We start from the raw sequence: 15814 nt of genomic DNA, 5'->3' as shown, positions 1-15814 counted from the left end.
CAAACTATCCAGGCTCTTCGTCATCAAGGATGTCGGGGTGACGGCGTGGCGGTTGGGGCCTCCCTGTCATGCAGTTGCGCAACGTTCGCACAGCTGCGCCGGTTCCGTGCACTTGCGCCATGTTTGTACACCTGCGCCGTGCAAACATGGCACCACTGCGAAGAGCCCCTACCCACGTAGCGCCAGTCGTAGTGCCCATTTACACCTGCACCTGACAAGAGCCTATTTATTCTACGATCCCTGCTTTTATGGCAGTGATGGCGAGTTCACCCCTCGTGGCACACCCACAGTGGGCAAGAATATCCGACACATACGATCTGACTGTTGCCTCGGTGAGTCCGGTTTTGCGAGAAATACTTTTGTTTGCAAGAGCTTTAAGAAGTAACCGGAAGGTCGGACGCAAGTATTCTGGCAAAGTATGTACAGCGGCAATAAACTCGGCGTATTGTTCTCGGTTATATCGGTTCCGCACGTATGATTCGGTGAGAATCTCAATAGGGCGAGTCGCCATGACCTGTTCACCCGCATAGGCTTTACGGATCAGCTGAGCCAGCTCAGAAGCGGGAGTGTCCTTTGTGAGAAATCCGCGCACACCCGCTCCGATAGCTTGCCCGAGCGACTCCTCGTGCTCGAATGCGGTAAGCATAATAATCGTAACTCCCGGATTCTCACTGCTAATCTTGCGAGCAACTTCAATCCCGCTCATTAACGGCATATCCACATCAAGCAGAGCCACGTCCACTCGGTGCGCCGCGAGTTGATCCAACGCCTCCGCCCCATTTATAGCTGTTCCAACCACTCGAAAGCCGTCTTGGGCGTTCAGCAGACTGGCGAGCCCATCACAAATGATCCGGTCATCGTCAGCGATCAGGATACAAATGTCTTCTTCATCGCTCATTACCAAACTCCGTTGTCTCGCGATTGTCGACGGGGATAGTAATGTAGATTAACCACTGACCTCCAACATTACTTACCTCCATCGTGCCACCTTCGCTCCGAATCCTGTCTCCAAGGTTCGATAGCCCATATCCGCCGCTCATTTCTAAGACTGGAGGCGCGCCAGAGATTTCGTTGCTCAGTGAAATTGTCAGTATCCCAGACCCCGCCTGCACATCGACCACTAGATTCGCTTCCGATTCTACAGGGGCATACTTAAAAACATTCGAAGCGCACTCACGAATAGCTAACGCACCCGTCAGTTGCTGCTGGCGAGTCAGACCATTATCAACACCTTCAGGAGCAACAACATCAAGTGTGATACTGCGAGTGTTCAGCATCTGTTTCACCTGCTGTATAACTTGGGATAATGACGGTTGGGTAGCTGAGGTGTCGATAGACAGAATCATCGGACGAATACGACGTGAGGCTTGGATAGCAGATTTCACAAGCGGCGCAAGGTCGTCCGAAAGCTCCGGGTGACGGGTAGCTAAATCTTGCGCGAGTACAGCCAATTGCGCGAGATCCTTCGCTGTCGTATCATGCAGCTGTCGAGCCAATTCCCTGCGGTTTTTAACGAGACTTAACGATGCGCGTTCTTTTTCCTGCTCTGCTAACATTAGCCGTCTATTTTGCCAACGAAACGCCAAACCTATCGTAAACACCAAAAAAATATCCAATGCGGAACTAACGACTTGTACATCTGGAATATCGCTCAATGCTACTGACAGTACGCTATCCACCAAGAAAACCACTGCGACGGGGACTATCCATGAACGCATCAGCCAGAAAACCATCAAAAAGCTTATACCGAAGCCTACCAACTCATAGCACTGAATCAAGCCCAATAGATTAAAGATAATGTATGATGCGATAAAAACAAACTCGAATACTTCAAGCCAAGCACTAGCTACAAAAGCAGCTATAAGGGCAAGCGGGAATATGATGCCCACCAGCGAAGGCTTTTCCAAGCCAACCGCAACCTCGACTGTACCAGAAACAAGACAAAATACAGAAAATATGACAACCACCAGAGGCTGCGCCACTCTAGAACGCATATAGCAAGGGAACAGAAAATGAACCATTGGCGACTCTATCCGTAAATCGAGCAAAATCCATGTTTATTACATCCAGGAAACCTGGGATAAACTCTACAGATTCTCGGCTTCAGCCATTGCGCAGGACACTCCATCACGATAGACCTTACCTGGGCTATCGCTATCCCTTCGAAAGGCGTGTCTTGTGACATTGGCGACATACTGGCGGACATGACACATCCAAGGGTCATGTACTGCTGCGATACTATTCGTTACGCTCATGCCTCTTCCCGCTGGGATATAATCTGTTTTAAGGTCGATGCGTACACCACGCCGTTCACTACTGATGTGGCCCATGGTTGTTTTCAGTACCGGGTCATGTGGGCACCTTTCTAGCCATTGATTGAGGTACTCGCTCGACGGGATGAATCCAACTGCCAGATAGTGTAGCGCTTCGTCGACAAACGTCGGCAGCAGCCGCCCACCGTGGCCTGACACTCCCCGTAGCGACATCGCCCGCCGCCCCGCCTTCTCAAGAGCGCCGCGTACCCGACGAATGTCGGTACAACTCACCGACATTCGTCGGTATCGACCTGCATAGCACGGCGGCTAACTTGAGAGAGTCCGATTAGGCGCACCCGGGCAAAGAAGGAGAAAACATCATGTTCAACCGATTCGTAATAAATGACGCGAATAGCAACACGACGATTACTTGCGACACCTTTGTTATCCGTCAGTAAGCAAGTTATTAAAAGCGTTTACCCCTGTCCAAAAGTGTCTCCACAGCTCTACGTTCATCCGGTTAATATAGGTTTATTGGGCTGTCAGACGCCTTGAAATAGATTTGAAGACAAACATGTAATTCAATGAAACATTGCATCGAGAATTATATATGGAGTTTCGCATTCATATAGACGGTCATCATTTCTCCATTGATTATATAGGGATCATGGGGCGATATTAAAGATACCGAATACACTTTGATTCGCATCATCCTGTGTGTTGCGCTTATCGGCGTTACCCTATATCGGAGGGGGATTATTATTTATGTGGAACAGGTGGACGCAACGCAAGTACCACGAGAAAGGGGCCATACAGTAACCGAATTATATAGAAACCATAATTATCTTATCTTTATCGACTCTTCAAAGAATGAGAGTTTAGGCAGGCTGCTAATACTCCACCATTCTAAGGCTGATCCTGGCTACATAGGTCGTGAGATGGCAGTGCCACAAACAGGACTAAAGCTAAACTGATGACACCACATGATAACAACTTCTACGTCTTGCCTCGCCACACGAGTAGGCAACTACTCCCCTAATTATGAAAAGCCGCGTTCCATGAACGCTACCTGCAGCTACACCACCATTCATAAAAAACAGTGTTATACCAAGGACTCAAAATGAGAATGAGACACATAGTATCAGTCACCGTTTCAACAGTGTTGTTATTAACACTGTCCGGGGTAGCCCACGCTGATTATTCTGCGAGCCCTCCCGAAACAGAAATACCTGAAACCATCACGCAAGCTTCTATATCTGAAGGGATTAACACCTCGCTGAACGTTAAGTTAGCAACCTTAGATGACGATATTGCGACTTCACCAAAGGGGCAGCAAATTCTCATTTCAGATAGTAACGGCAAGGCAGTAGTATCAGGCAACTCGAGCTCTCTAGTCATCGAAGATTCAGACGGGCCAACGATAGATACGGATAACCAGCGGGTAGCGACGGTAGACTCAGCAGAATCAAGTAATGTTGACTACGCCATAACGGCAACTGCCGCAGGAAATGTGCGAGTATACAGCGTCATTGGCGACCGCCAGTCACCAGAACGATATTCTTATACTTTTCCGGGAGTAGAGTCCATCGTTCTCGATTCCGAGACTGGCATTGCATTTCTATTCTCGTATGTCAACGGAAATCCCCAACTTGTTGGCGGGGTGGACGCTCCGTGGGCTAGAGATGCAAATGGACTGGAAGTTCCCACACACTTTGAAGCCCACGGAAACACTTTAATCCAAGTCATCGAACATAAGTCGGGACATTATGCTTACCCCATCACCGCTGACCCATCGTGGTGGGATAATGTAAAGAATTGGTTTAAAGGCGCAGGATCATGGGTCGCAAACAAGGCGAAATCAGCCGCTAAATGGCTTGGCCCAAAGGCGAAGTGGCTCAGCGGTAAAACTTGGTCTGGAACCAAACGGATTGTAGGGAAGGGCAGAGTTGTCGCAAAAAAGGTCGGACCTGCGGGAATTGTATTATGTGCCGTAGGAAGTGGATGGGCCTGGTACAGATCTGACGCTTCCGGTTGGGTCCGGGTTGGCGATGCGGTAGTAGGGTGCTTTGTATAATGAAATGGCTTAGTTTCATCAAAGATCTGATTATCGTTTCCTTCGTTTCACTATGGCTAACAACGAAAATATCTCAGAGTTTTGCCTATTGGTGGATCGCTGCGGCGGTTACGGGTTTCCTCATGCTACCAGATTTCATTGTTCTGCTAAGAACGAGAGCGACGACAAAGACCGAAGCCTGCGATGATGGAAGCTCGCACACTACCTCTCCGAACGACACCGCTGCCACCCGCGATCTGACTGCCTACACCCTCCCAGATAGACTTGCCAGCATGATCGATGACGTCATCCTCCCCACTGGTACCCAATACGAGATCTCCCACGGTCCTTGGCAGGCCGTTGTAACCGAACAGGGGGCAACGCTTCGCCGCCTTCGCTACCAAGGAGACGACGTCATCAAGACCTTTGACGCTGACCAGGCCCCCATTGCATCTCAGGGTCAGCAGCTCCTCCCTTGGCCGAACCGTATCCGTGATGGCCACTACTCGTTCAATGGTGTTGACCAGCAGCTGGCAATTAGCGAGGTCGATCGCAACAATGCCATTCACGGACTAGCGGCATGGGTGCCGTGGTCTCTCGTTGAGCACAGTGAATCGTCGGTGACCCAGGAAGTCAGGATCATGTCTCAACCTGGCTGGCCGGGGACGATCGATGTTTGGCTCACCCACAGTCTGGATGACCACGGACTGACCGTTACCGTGAAGGCTCGTAACGTTGGGGCTACTGAAGTGCCCTTCGGCTATGCTGCCCATCCCTATTTCTGCTTAGGTGGGTCCATCGATGAGTGGCAGGTTGAGGCCCCATTCGCATCATGGCTTCAGGTCGACGACCGGCTGCTGCCAGTGCAAATGCGCGACATGGACGAGGTCCATACGCTGAATGGGCAACCGGTCAACGGACGCACCTTTGACACCGCCTACACCTTGGATGGTGGGAAATCGGTTGGAGAGCCGGCATGGCGAGTCAAAGTCACCGCCGGTCAAAGAAGCCATGAGTTGTGGGGAGACTCGACAATGGGCTGGGTTCAGATTTACACCCCTGATGATCGTCTGAGTCTCGCCGTGGAGCCAATGACCTGTGGGCCAAACGCCTTTAACGAAGGTCCCACGCATAACGACGTGATTCGCCTGGCCTCCGGGGACGAAGTCGTCCTCACCTGGGGAATTTGCTGAGCACCTATCTGGGGGTCCTGAGCGAAAGGCTTCAGCTCAGGACTCCCCCACCGTCTCCACCGCTTGAAACGATCGAATGACGGTGACCCTGGTGCGTCCTGGAACGGTGACCTGCTCTCCTATCTCCAATGCAATCTGGCGAGCCAGCCGAGACGCGCGGAGATCGTCGACTGCACCCGGATCAACGAGAACCTGAACCTCACGTCCGGCCTGTAGCGCAAAGGCCCTTTCGACCCCGGGGAAGCTGGTAGCAATCTCCTCGATAGTGGTCATCCGACGAACGTGACCTTCCAAGGAGTCTCGACGAGCTCCTGGACGGGCAGCAGAGATCGCATCAGCAGCCTTGACGATGAGATCCGTGACCCCCACCGGCTCAACTTCATCATGATGAGCTGCAATGGCATGTACGACCTCATCGGTTTCGCCATACCGTCGCGCCAATTCCGCGCCGATAGCCGCGTGGGTGCCCTCGACACCCGGGGTAAGGGACTTACCGAGATCATGGAGAAAGGCCGCACGACGGCACATCTCGACATCGGCCCCAATTTCGGCCGCCAGGGTGGCTGCAAGCTGAGCACACTCAACGCAGTGATCGAGCACTTGCTGGCCGTAGGACGTCCGGAAACGCAGGGACCCGAGGATAGGCAAAAGCCGCTCGTTGATCTCGTCGATCCCGGCTTCAGACACCGCCTCGGACGCTGCGTCCAGGCACATCTGTTCGATATGGCCGACGGCGCGCTGATAAGCCTTCTCAATGCTGATGGGGTGGATACGACCGTCTTGAACCAGGTCGCTGAGTGCCCGGCGAGCCACCTCGCGCCGCATTGGGTCGAAGCAGCTCAGCAGTACTATCCCCGGGGTGTCATCGATGATGACGGTGACTCCCGTCACCTGTTCGAACATGCGGATGTTGCGACCTTCTCGCCCAATGATGCGGCCTTTCATCTCATCGCTGGGAAGTGGCACGACGCTGACAACAGTATCTGCGACCATCTCAGAGGAACACCTCTGAATGGCGTCGGCCACAAGGTAACGAGCCTTGCCCTCGGCGTTCGCTGTTGCCTCGGCGATGATTGCGCGAGCATCATTTTCGGCCAACATACGGGCCTCTCGACCAAGGTGATCCGCGAGCTCATCGCGGGCCTGGTCGAGGGACATCCCAGCGACTCGTTCCAGCTCCGCGACGATGTGCCGGTCACGTCGATCCAGCTCGGCATCCCTCTCATCGAGATGAGAGCTGCGCTCAGCCAGCTCCAAGCGATCTGCCTGGAGCTTGTCATAGCCTTCATCCAAGTGGCGCCGGGCTTCGCGTAGCTGACGATCTCGCTCTGTCAGCTCTTCTGCCGAGCGTCGGTTAATTTCAAGCAAAGCCTCAGCGGTGTGGCGAGCCTGCTCGGCATGATTGGCTCGACGTTCCTCATCCGCAGCCCGCATTCGGCTGGACTCAAGCTCAGCACGAGCTGACGTGATTTCGGCTCTTCTGTCTGCAAGGTCCTGAGTTGCTCGCTTCAGCCGCTCTTCACTGCGGGACAGTTCCAGGGCCTTCGCATCGCGTTCGGACTCTGCTCGTTCCGCCCTCTTGCCAATGGCTCGACGGTCTGCCAACCAGCCAATAATGATTGCCACTGCGAGCACCGCCACCACGACGAGTGCGATGAGCATGACCTCTGCCCTTCCTCACATCCTGACTCGGACCTGCATCGTCGCCCCTGATATCGGTGCCAGGACATCAAACCCGAGATGAGAGGCAGCGATATGACCTTAGTCGAAAAGACCAGTCGTCGGAGCTTCGGGGGGTTCCTCGCCAAGTTCTTCGCGAGCGGCACGAATAGCAGCCCAAGCAACCTGTGGCCCATAGCCTTTGCGGGCCAAAGCCCCCAGCACACGGCGAGTCAGGCGGGCCTCTTCGACACCGCGACCTGCCCGCAACTTGTTGACCGCCAGTTCGGTGGCCGCATCCAACTCGTCAGCATCCGTGATCTGAGAGGTTGCGTCCTCGATGATGTGGGAGTCAATCCCCTTGCGCGACAGCTCGGCTGCCACCGCTCTGCGAGACAGTCCCCTCATACCATGGCGGGATGCGGTCCATCGATTCGCGAAGTCTGCGTCGTCGATGAGCCCCACCTCGGTGAGGCGGTTCAGGACTGCCTCACGCACCTGCTCGGGAACGCCTTTGGAGTCGAGAGCCGTAGCGAGTTCGCTTCGGGTGTTGGCCCGGCGATCTAGCCGCTTGAGGCAGATCTCGCGAGCTTCCTCGTACCACTGGTCGTCAGTCAGCCCCTCAGGAACACCCTGCTGCTGCCGCCGGCTCAGAATTCCACCTCACCGGTTTCAGGATCAACCCCCTCGGGAACCTCCGACTCACGCAGACCCAGGTGGGTGAGAATCTTGTCCTCGATTTCGTTCGCGACGTCGGGATTACCTTTAAGGAAGTTGCGGACGTTCTCCTTACCTTGGCCCAGCTGCTCATTGTTGTAGCTGAACCACGATCCGGACTTGGTGATGATTCCGCAGTCCACGCCCATGTCGATGAGACTTCCCTCGCGAGAAATACCCTGGCCGTAGAGAATGTCGAATTCAGCCTGCTTGAACGGCGGGGCGACCTTATTCTTGACGACTTTGACGCGGGTGCGGTTACCGACCATCTCCGAACCGTCTTTGAGGGTCTCGATACGACGTACGTCGAGGCGCACCGAAGAGTAGAACTTCAACGCGCGACCGCCGGTGGTTGTTTCCGGGGAGCCAAACATCACGCCGATCTTCTCGCGCAGCTGATTAATGAAGATGGCTGTCGTCCCGGCTGCGTTGAGGGCGCCGGTCATCTTACGCAGCGCCTGACTCATGAGACGGGCCTGCAGTCCGACGTGAGAATCACCCATCTCTCCTTCGATCTCAGCTTTCGGCGTCAGGGCTGCAACGGAGTCAATGACGATGAGCTCAAGGGCACCCGAACGCACCAGGGTGTCGGCGATCTCGAGGGCCTGCTCACCATTGTCCGGCTGGCTCACCAGCAGGGAATCAGTGTCGACACCAAGTTTGCGAGCGTACTCCGGGTCGAGGGCGTGTTCGGCGTCGATGAAGGCACAAATACCCCCTTCGGCCTGAGCGTTCGCAATGACGTGCAGGGCTACCGTCGTCTTGCCTGAAGACTCCGGGCCGTAGATCTCGACGATTCTGCCGCGCGGGAGACCTCCTACGCCCAGGGCGACGTCAAGAGCCACCGACCCGGTTGGGATCGCGGCAACCTTCACGGTCCCCTTCTCACCAAGACGCATGATAGAACCCTTGCCGTGCTGTTTCTCGATCTGCTGCAAGGCCGTGGCAAGAGCCTTTTCGCGGTCTGCGGTCGCTGCCATGTCGTTCCTTCCTTGAAGGCGGTCACCCGCCTCATTTACCGCGCGGCATTGCCGCAGCGTTGGTCATATGTCGTGATGAGGGAGACTCATCAGGTTCCCCGCGCCATCACCCAAACTGTAGGAGCGAGATAGGACAATCCGTCAGGCAATCTCGTTCCTGTGGATAAGTGCGGTCACGATCGCCCGCTCACTTGTGGACAACCCTTCCAGATATTACCGACGACTTTGCAGCGCCTCGTGTTCCAGTTTTGTTCCGCCTTGTTCCACATCCACTCCCCATAACACATCCCATGTCCCCATGGTCAGCGCAGCGAATCGGGTAGCTCAAGTGCCTTCCAGCAAGCCCGCCAAATCGTCTTGGTGTCGACGCCATCAGCCAAGGCTTCCTGTACCGTCCGTGAATCCAGACCCGGTACAGCTTGCTGCGCAGCCCAGATTCGGCAGTAGTCGTCGCCCAGAGCCTCAGCCAGTCGCGTCCACAATTGGGTCTCTGTCATAAACACCAGCCTAAGGGCAGATAAGATTCAGCCCAGATGTGCGAGCGCTCACTACACGGCTCCCCCCACGAGCCGTGGGTCGTGCGAAAGGAGAAGCGATGACGATGCCGTCGGATGCCCACTCATCATCCTCACGACGAAACGACAGGATGGTTGCCATTCTCGCCATGTTGCGTGACCGCGACGAGGTTCCCCTGCGGGATATGGCAGCTGCCTTAGGAGCAAGCGCTGCGACGATCCGACGCGATGTCGCCTCACTCGCTGAACAGGGCCTGCTCATTCGTTCCCACGGAACAGCTCGGCGTGCTGGGACAGGTGCCGAGTTGCCTGTCAATCTACGAGATGGCCGACGTCGACGCGCCAAAGAAGCCATCGCACACGCCGTTGCTTCTGAGCTTCCGGCAGGACGTCACGCTATTGGACTCACAGGCGGCACAACGACCACCGAGATCGTCCGAACATTGCATCATCGTCACGACCTGACCCTCATCACGAATTCCATCAGCATCGCTCTTGAGGCCGCCAGCCAAGGCCAGCAACGAGTTCTTATCACGGGCGGGGTGCTGCGTCCCTCGTCCTTGGAGCTGGTCGGTTCCCTGGCCGAGTCCACCTTCAGACAGGTCAATGTCGGCACCGCCATCGTCGGATGTGACGGAATGAGCGCCGAGGGTGGATTGACGACTCACGACAGCATTGAGGCTGCCGCAAACCACACCATGATTAAGAGGGCAGCTCGGATCATCGCAGCTGTCGATGGTTCCAAGATTGGCCGGATCACTGAAGCGAAGCTAGCTGACGCCAAGGACGTCAACCTTCTCGTTACCGACGATTCCGCTGATCCTGACGAGCTTGCCCGACTGCGCGCCCTCGGTATTGCGATTCGTACCGTCCACGCGCCGGCGGACTGACCCGCACCGTTCGAGGTTCGGAGCACATCGACGAATCAAGGCGTTGACATCACAGCCAGCCCCGTAAAGCAGAAGTTCCCGGCCCGCCAGGACCGGGAACGCCAGAAGCTCAGGGGGTTTCATGCCGCAACAGTCATGCGGTACTCCGAGGGGCCTTCACTCTTGAGCATCTTGTCGCTAACGATGCGCATCAATTCGGACTGCGGGAGATCCAGGGCGGTACAAATGGCCAAGATGAGTTCGCTGGAAGCTTCCTTCTGGCCCCGCTCGACCTCCGACAGGTATCCGAGGGATACGCGTGCGGCGGAAGACACCTCACGCAGGGTGCGACCCTGTGCGAACCTCTGTTCACGCAACGACTCTCCGAGTGCTTCACGCAGCAGAGCTGATTTCATGTGCGTCTCCTCCTAGGTGATTCACCCATGACAACGCCCCCAGCGGATGAATCATTCCCCACACGGCGAAATTCCTCACACTTTTTTGCAAAGATCGCCGTCAGCTCTGTGAACCGCGTAAAACCTCACGTCCAAGATCTAGAAGTGCTGTGACCGTCGCGTGCCGTATCTCCTCACGCGACCCTTCCAGGTCGAGCCGTTTGACAACGGGAGCGTCCTGGTACGCCACAGCAATGAACACCGTTCCGACCTTTTCGCCGTCCTGAGGGTCGGGCCCAGCAACCCCGGTGCATGACATACCAATATCAGCCCGGCACGCTTTACGGCACCCCATCGCCATCTGAGCCGCAGTGATCGCATTGATGGCCCCGTTCTCAGCGAGCCAGCCAGCGTCGACTCCAGCAAGTTTGGTCTTCAAGTCACTGGCATAGGTCACCAGACCGCCGCGAAAGACCGCCGAGGCCCCCGGAACAGTCGTCATGGTCGCCGCAACCAGCCCAGCCGTCAGCGATTCGCAGGTTGCCGCCGTCAGATCGCGTTCAGACAGCTCAGCAATAAGACGACGCGCTCCTTCGTCTCCAGTCACCTGAGGTTCCTCCTCCGCGACATCGCCGACTTGGTTCCAGCGCTCTTGGCACGGTTACGAATCTGGATGGCGTCGCGAATGTACACCAGCCCAGTCACCACAGTCAGCACGAATGCAATAATCATGACGGCCCAGGCAATGACGTCGACGACGATCGGGGTGCGCCACAGACCGAGGCAAAACAGCGTGATTCCCAGGGACTGCGTGGCTGTCTTGAGCTTGCCGCCCTTGTTGGCAGCCATCACCTCATATTTGAGCATCGTCATCCGCATGACGGTGATACCCCACTCGCGCAGCAGGATGATAATCGTCATCCACCAGGGCAGCTCACCGAGAATCGACAATCCGATGAAGGCCATACCGGTAAGGGCCTTGTCAGCAATGGAATCACCGATCTTGCCGAAGTTGGTGACGAGGCTGTACTTGCGCGCGATCTTGCCGTCAACGAAATCGGTCAAGATCGCCAGCATGAAGACGATTGTCGTCGCTGTCCGCCAACCGCCCTCATAAGCATGAGCTAACAACATCCATCCGAAGACGGGAACCGCAATGACTCTCAGCAGGGTCAGCGCATTCGGAACGTTGATATTGCTGGAACGGTCCTTCTTCGTGGCCATAGGCTCAGTATGTCGCGTCATGACGCCTCATGCGACTCGCCGTCCCGAAATAGCCTCGGATTGATCAGCCATTGTCAGCGCCGCAAGACTGCGGTGGTAGCGATACCAGCGCGATGACGGTCAGGCCTGCACCAACCGTGCGAGAAGATCGACGCCGTCTGAACCAACGAACTCGACATCAACGATGTCCCCGACGTTGACATCAGCACAATCGAGAAGCGTCACCACCCCATCGACCTCCGGCCCCTGGTGCTCCGCCCGTCCAATGACAGCTTCGCCAGTCTCCTCAATCATGACCCGCCCTCGGGTGCCAATCCGATCTTCAGCCCGCTGGGAGACGAGTTCGTCAACAAGATCGGCGAGATTTTCACGCCGTGCAGAAATGACATCCTCATCGAGGTGGCCGTCGAGGGTGGCTGCTTCGGTGCCTTCCTCATCGGAATAGGCAAAGATACCGGCGACGTCAAGACGGGCCCGCTGTAGGAAATCAGCGAGAATCTCGACATCGGCCTCGGTCTCACCAGGGAAACCGGTGATGAAGTTCGACCTGAAGCCAGCTTCCGGACAGCGGGAGCGGATGGAGTCGATGATGTTGAGGAAAGACTCGGCGTCTCCGAAGCGACGCATTCTGCGCAGTAACGGCCCCGATGCGTGCTGGAAGGACAGGTCGAAGTACGGCACGACCTTGTCGGTGGCCAGCATGGTGTCAATAAGTCCCGGTCGAAGCTCGGCAGGCTGCAGATACGACACCCGGATCCACTCCAGCCCGTCGACCTTGTTCAAGTCGACAAGCAATTTCTCCAACGCGCGTAGATCCCCTAAATCTTTACCGTATGAGGAGGAGTTCTCGCTCACGAGAAAGACCTCTTTAACGTCATGATCGACCAGCCATCGCGCCTCCTCGACGATCTCAGCGGCTGGTCGGGACAGGTAGGAACCTCGGAAACGCGGGATAGCGCAAAAAGCACAGCGCCGATCACAACCTGAGGCCATCTTGAGCGGGGAACTGGGTCCTGAGCCGAGGCGGCGTCGGGTGGCTCGTGGACCCGACGCCGGACCCGACACATCAGGCGCGGTGCCGTGGCCGGGAACCGAGACATGAGAGCTGACTGACCCACGATCGACCGGGCTGATCGGCAGCAGGGTGCGACGATCACGGGGAACATGAGCTTCGATCGATCCACCGTCAAGGATGGTTCTCAGCCGTTCCGCTATGTCGTCATAGTCATCAAACCCCAGTACGGCGTCAGCTTCGGGAAGAGATTCAGCCAGTTCACGTCCGTAACGTTCAGCCATGCACCCCACAGCCACGACTGACTGAGTTGGTCCCTCACCTTTAAGGTCTGCGGCAGCGAGCAAGGTATCGACGGAATCCTTCTTGGCCTGCTCAATGAATCCACAGGTGTTGACGACGATGGTTTCAGCCTCACTGGGGTCGTCAACGAGACGAAATCCGCCAGCCTCCATGCGTGCTGCAAGCTCTTCGGAGTCGACATCATTGCGGGCACAACCCATCGACACGAGATGGACTGTCATGAGGTGATTACCGACGGACACGGCACTCCGTTCTGAGAGGAGAGGTGGCTTCGGATGAATACTACGCGTCTACCGTGGGGTATATGCCCTTCCGTAAGACCGATCACCGCATGAACGCCATCGATTACGAGGTTGCCGGGTTGGGGTGGCTCGCCGCTGCTCAACCAGCTGGAGCTCAAATCGTCGAGGTCTTGGACCATGGCGACGACTGGCTCACAGAACCCGAGCTCTCCTCCGTTCGCCCCACCCGTCAGGCAGCCGAAGACTTTGGCCGCCGCCTGGCTCACACCCACGCTGCAGGAGCCTCGCACCTGGGAGCGCCTCCCAACGGGTTCCGCCCTGATGGCGGTTACATCGGCCGCGCTCCCCTACCCCTGCCCGCCGAGCACATCAGCTCGTGGGGAGAGTTTTATGCCCGCTACCGCATTGAACCGTACCTCGACAGCCTCGACGCCGACGCCCGTGCCATCATGTCCACGCTTGTCGATCGGTTGGCCAGTGGGGTGTTTGACCACGACCAGCCAGCTCTGGTGACCGAACCTGCCTCGCGTATCCATGGTGATATGTGGTCCGGGAACCTCATCTGGACCTCCAACGGAGTCGTCCTCATTGATCCTGCCGCCCAGGGCGGTCACGCCGAGGAAGATCTTGCTTCCTTGTCGGTCTTCGGTGCTCCCTTCACCTCTGAGATTCGTGCCGCTTACAACGAAGAGTCCCCGCTGGCCGACGGCTGGCAAGATCGCATCGGGCTGCACCAGCTCCACATGCTCATGGTTCACTGCTTCCTCTTCGGCGGCGGGTATGTCGGCGAGACCGTGCAGGTGGCGCGCCGCTACCTCTGATTCACCAACACGGGCGCACCGATAGGCGGACCATCCCAGCCGACGCCATCTACCTGTCCCCTCGTCATCCCAAACAGCGCCAGCACCCTCGTGAACCGCGACACTTTCCGCTCTGGACGTCATCGGTGGTGCCTAGAGAACATGCGGATTCGAAAGGCGGCATTGTTACCGCCCTGGACCCACTCATCAGTGAGCGTCCGACCAGGCCTGAGGATCCGAAGACCACGTCTGCAGGGTGGCCAGCTGCTCCGAGGTGATTCGTCCAGATTGCGCAGCTACCTCGATGAGGGTCGGGTAGTTCGACAGCGTGAGAAGCGGCAGACCAGCCTCTGCGAAGGCGTGATGTCCCTTCTCCAACTCGTAGGAAAACAGCGCAAGGACGCCGACTACGGTCGATCCTTCTCGCTCGACGGCCTGGGCAGCCTTGAGGACCGAGCCGCCGGTGGAAATGAGATCCTCAACCATGACGACCTTCGACCCTGCCGGGATACGTCCTTCGATCTGATTGCCTCGTCCGTGGTCCTTGGGAGCGGAACGGACATAGGCCATTGGGGCACCGAGACGATCAGCGGCCAGGGCGGCATGGGCAATACCTGCGGTGGCGGTACCGGCTACGACGTCCACCTCGTCAAAATTCTCACGCACCAACTCCGCCAGCCCGGTGGCGATGAGGTCGCGGGTCTGCGGATCAGACAGGGTCACGCGATTGTCGCAGTAGATCGGTGAGTGCAGACCTGACGCCCAGGTGAACGGGGCATCCGGAGACAATGAAACAGCTTCGATAGCGAGCAGACGCTCAGCAAACTGCTGGGCGATCTCCTTATTGGTGACGGTCATGACGGTCTTCCTCCAAGTGATGTTGTCGTCAGGCTGCCGTGCGTCCGGCATTCCATTCATCGCGGATGGCGTGATAGGCGGCGACCGGATCATCAGCCTTAGTGATAGGTCGACCTACCACGATGGCTGAGGACCCCATCGACGCCGCATTTCCGGGAGTGGCGACCCGGGATTGGTCCCCGACTGCGGCACCAGCCGGACGGATTCCCGGGGTGACGCGCAGGAAGTCTGGGCCAGTCACTGAGGCGATGTCGGCGGCCTCGTGGGCTGAGCAGACAACACCGGCCAGCCCAGCCGACTCGGCAAGTTTGGCGTAGTTGCGTACTGATTCAGCCAGCGGCACCTCAATGAGTTGCTCAGTTTTCAATGCCTCTGGCGAAGTGGAGGTGAGCTGGGTGATCGCGACCACACGGGTGGTCTCAACCGCCTCTCCCAGTCCCTCCAGGGCAGCCTCCATCATGGCCTTTCCGCCAGCAGCATGGACAGTCAGCAGATCTGCTCCCAACCGAGACAAGCTCGCAGCAGCGCCTTTGACGGTGTTAGGTATGTCGTGAAGTTTGAGGTCGCAGAAGACATCGTGTCCGGCCTCTTTGAGACTGGTGATGATGCTCGGGCCTGCCGCGTAGAACAGTTCCATCCCTACTTTGACAAACAGGCTCTCGTCGAACTTGCTCACGAAGTCGAGGGCGATCTCCGCGTTTGGGAGATCGAGGGCAATGATCGGGCGGCTGGTGTCCAT

General features: G+C 56.8%; 16 protein-coding genes. 4 read left to right on the top strand and 12 right to left on the bottom strand.

What is annotated here, in order from left to right:
- Positions 1–226: 226 nt before the first annotated feature.
- Together Q4B98_RS01930 and Q4B98_RS01925 are read right to left on the bottom strand one after the other, a co-directional pair.
- A complete protein-coding gene (locus Q4B98_RS01930) occupies positions 227–898 on the bottom strand; it encodes a response regulator transcription factor (RefSeq protein ID WP_303195042.1) in 672 nt (223 codons plus the stop codon).
- The gene (locus tag Q4B98_RS01925) at positions 888–1994 is read right to left on the bottom strand and encodes a sensor histidine kinase (protein WP_303195040.1); all 1107 of its coding nucleotides are present in this window, start codon (positions 1992–1994) and stop codon (positions 888–890) included. Before Q4B98_RS01925 ends, Q4B98_RS01930 begins: the two co-directional genes overlap by 11 nt.
- Before the next feature lie 1381 nt (positions 1995–3375).
- Here Q4B98_RS01925 and Q4B98_RS01920 point away from each other — a divergent pair.
- Positions 3376–4329 (top strand): hypothetical protein, encoded by a 954-nt coding sequence (locus Q4B98_RS01920; RefSeq protein WP_303195038.1) that lies wholly within the window; start codon positions 3376–3378, stop codon positions 4327–4329.
- A 272-nt stretch (positions 4330–4601) separates the two neighbouring features.
- The gene (locus tag Q4B98_RS01915; protein WP_303195036.1) at positions 4602–5501 is read left to right on the top strand and encodes an aldose 1-epimerase family protein; all 900 of its coding nucleotides are present in this window, start codon (positions 4602–4604) and stop codon (positions 5499–5501) included.
- Positions 5502–5537: 36 nt separating this feature from the next.
- On the opposite strand, the gene rny is transcribed toward Q4B98_RS01915, so the two are convergent.
- The 4 genes from rny to Q4B98_RS01895 form a co-directional block, all read right to left on the bottom strand.
- Positions 5538–7163, bottom strand: coding sequence for a ribonuclease Y (gene rny, locus Q4B98_RS01910; RefSeq protein WP_303195034.1), 1626 nt, complete (start codon positions 7161–7163; stop codon positions 5538–5540).
- A 99-nt stretch (positions 7164–7262) separates the two neighbouring features.
- Positions 7263–7814 carry a recombination regulator RecX gene (recX, locus tag Q4B98_RS01905; RefSeq protein WP_303195601.1) on the bottom strand — a complete coding sequence of 184 codons (552 nt, stop codon included), beginning with the start codon at positions 7812–7814 and terminating at the stop codon, positions 7263–7265.
- Positions 7811–8857 (bottom strand): recombinase RecA, encoded by a 1047-nt coding sequence (gene recA / locus Q4B98_RS01900; RefSeq protein WP_303195032.1) that lies wholly within the window; start codon positions 8855–8857, stop codon positions 7811–7813. Before recA ends, recX begins: the two co-directional genes overlap by 4 nt.
- Before the next feature lie 302 nt (positions 8858–9159).
- Positions 9160–9354: a DUF3046 domain-containing protein gene (locus Q4B98_RS01895; RefSeq protein WP_303195030.1), complete on the bottom strand. Its 195-nt coding sequence runs from the start codon at positions 9352–9354 to the stop codon at positions 9160–9162.
- Between the two features lie 149 nt (positions 9355–9503).
- On the opposite strand from Q4B98_RS01895, the gene Q4B98_RS01890 reads away from it, so the two are divergent.
- Positions 9504–10262 carry a DeoR/GlpR family DNA-binding transcription regulator gene (locus Q4B98_RS01890; protein ID WP_303195600.1) on the top strand — a complete coding sequence of 253 codons (759 nt, stop codon included), beginning with the start codon at positions 9504–9506 and terminating at the stop codon, positions 10260–10262.
- 119 nt (positions 10263–10381) lie between these two features.
- Here the strand turns inward: Q4B98_RS01890 and Q4B98_RS01885 are convergent, their stop codons facing one another.
- From Q4B98_RS01885 to rimO, 4 genes are all read right to left on the bottom strand, one after another.
- Positions 10382–10657, bottom strand: coding sequence for a helix-turn-helix domain-containing protein (locus Q4B98_RS01885; protein ID WP_303195028.1), 276 nt, complete (start codon positions 10655–10657; stop codon positions 10382–10384).
- 100 nt (positions 10658–10757) lie between these two features.
- Positions 10758–11243 carry a CinA family protein gene (locus Q4B98_RS01880; RefSeq protein ID WP_303195026.1) on the bottom strand — a complete coding sequence of 162 codons (486 nt, stop codon included), beginning with the start codon at positions 11241–11243 and terminating at the stop codon, positions 10758–10760.
- Positions 11240–11860: a CDP-diacylglycerol--glycerol-3-phosphate 3-phosphatidyltransferase gene (gene pgsA, locus Q4B98_RS01875; protein WP_303195598.1), complete on the bottom strand. Its 621-nt coding sequence runs from the start codon at positions 11858–11860 to the stop codon at positions 11240–11242. Before pgsA ends, Q4B98_RS01880 begins: the two co-directional genes overlap by 4 nt.
- Before the next feature lie 120 nt (positions 11861–11980).
- Complete coding sequence (gene rimO, locus Q4B98_RS01870; RefSeq protein WP_303195024.1) at positions 11981–13396, bottom strand: 30S ribosomal protein S12 methylthiotransferase RimO; 1416 nt, start codon at positions 13394–13396, stop codon at positions 11981–11983.
- Positions 13397–13479: 83 nt separating this feature from the next.
- Here rimO and Q4B98_RS01865 point away from each other — a divergent pair, with 83 nt between their 5' ends.
- Positions 13480–14238: a fructosamine kinase family protein gene (locus Q4B98_RS01865; RefSeq protein WP_303195597.1), complete on the top strand. Its 759-nt coding sequence runs from the start codon at positions 13480–13482 to the stop codon at positions 14236–14238.
- 186 nt (positions 14239–14424) lie between these two features.
- On the opposite strand, the gene pyrE is transcribed toward Q4B98_RS01865, so the two are convergent.
- Positions 14425–15075, bottom strand: coding sequence for an orotate phosphoribosyltransferase (pyrE, locus tag Q4B98_RS01860; RefSeq protein WP_303195022.1), 651 nt, complete (start codon positions 15073–15075; stop codon positions 14425–14427).
- 28 nt (positions 15076–15103) lie between these two features.
- The gene (gene pyrF / locus Q4B98_RS01855) at positions 15104–15814 is read right to left on the bottom strand and encodes an orotidine-5'-phosphate decarboxylase (RefSeq protein ID WP_303195021.1); all 711 of its coding nucleotides are present in this window, start codon (positions 15812–15814) and stop codon (positions 15104–15106) included.

Source organism: Cutibacterium sp., from assembly GCF_030525615.1.
GTDB lineage: Bacteria > Actinomycetota > Actinomycetes > Propionibacteriales > Propionibacteriaceae > Cutibacterium.
This window is presented reverse-complemented; position numbering and strand designations above follow the sequence as displayed.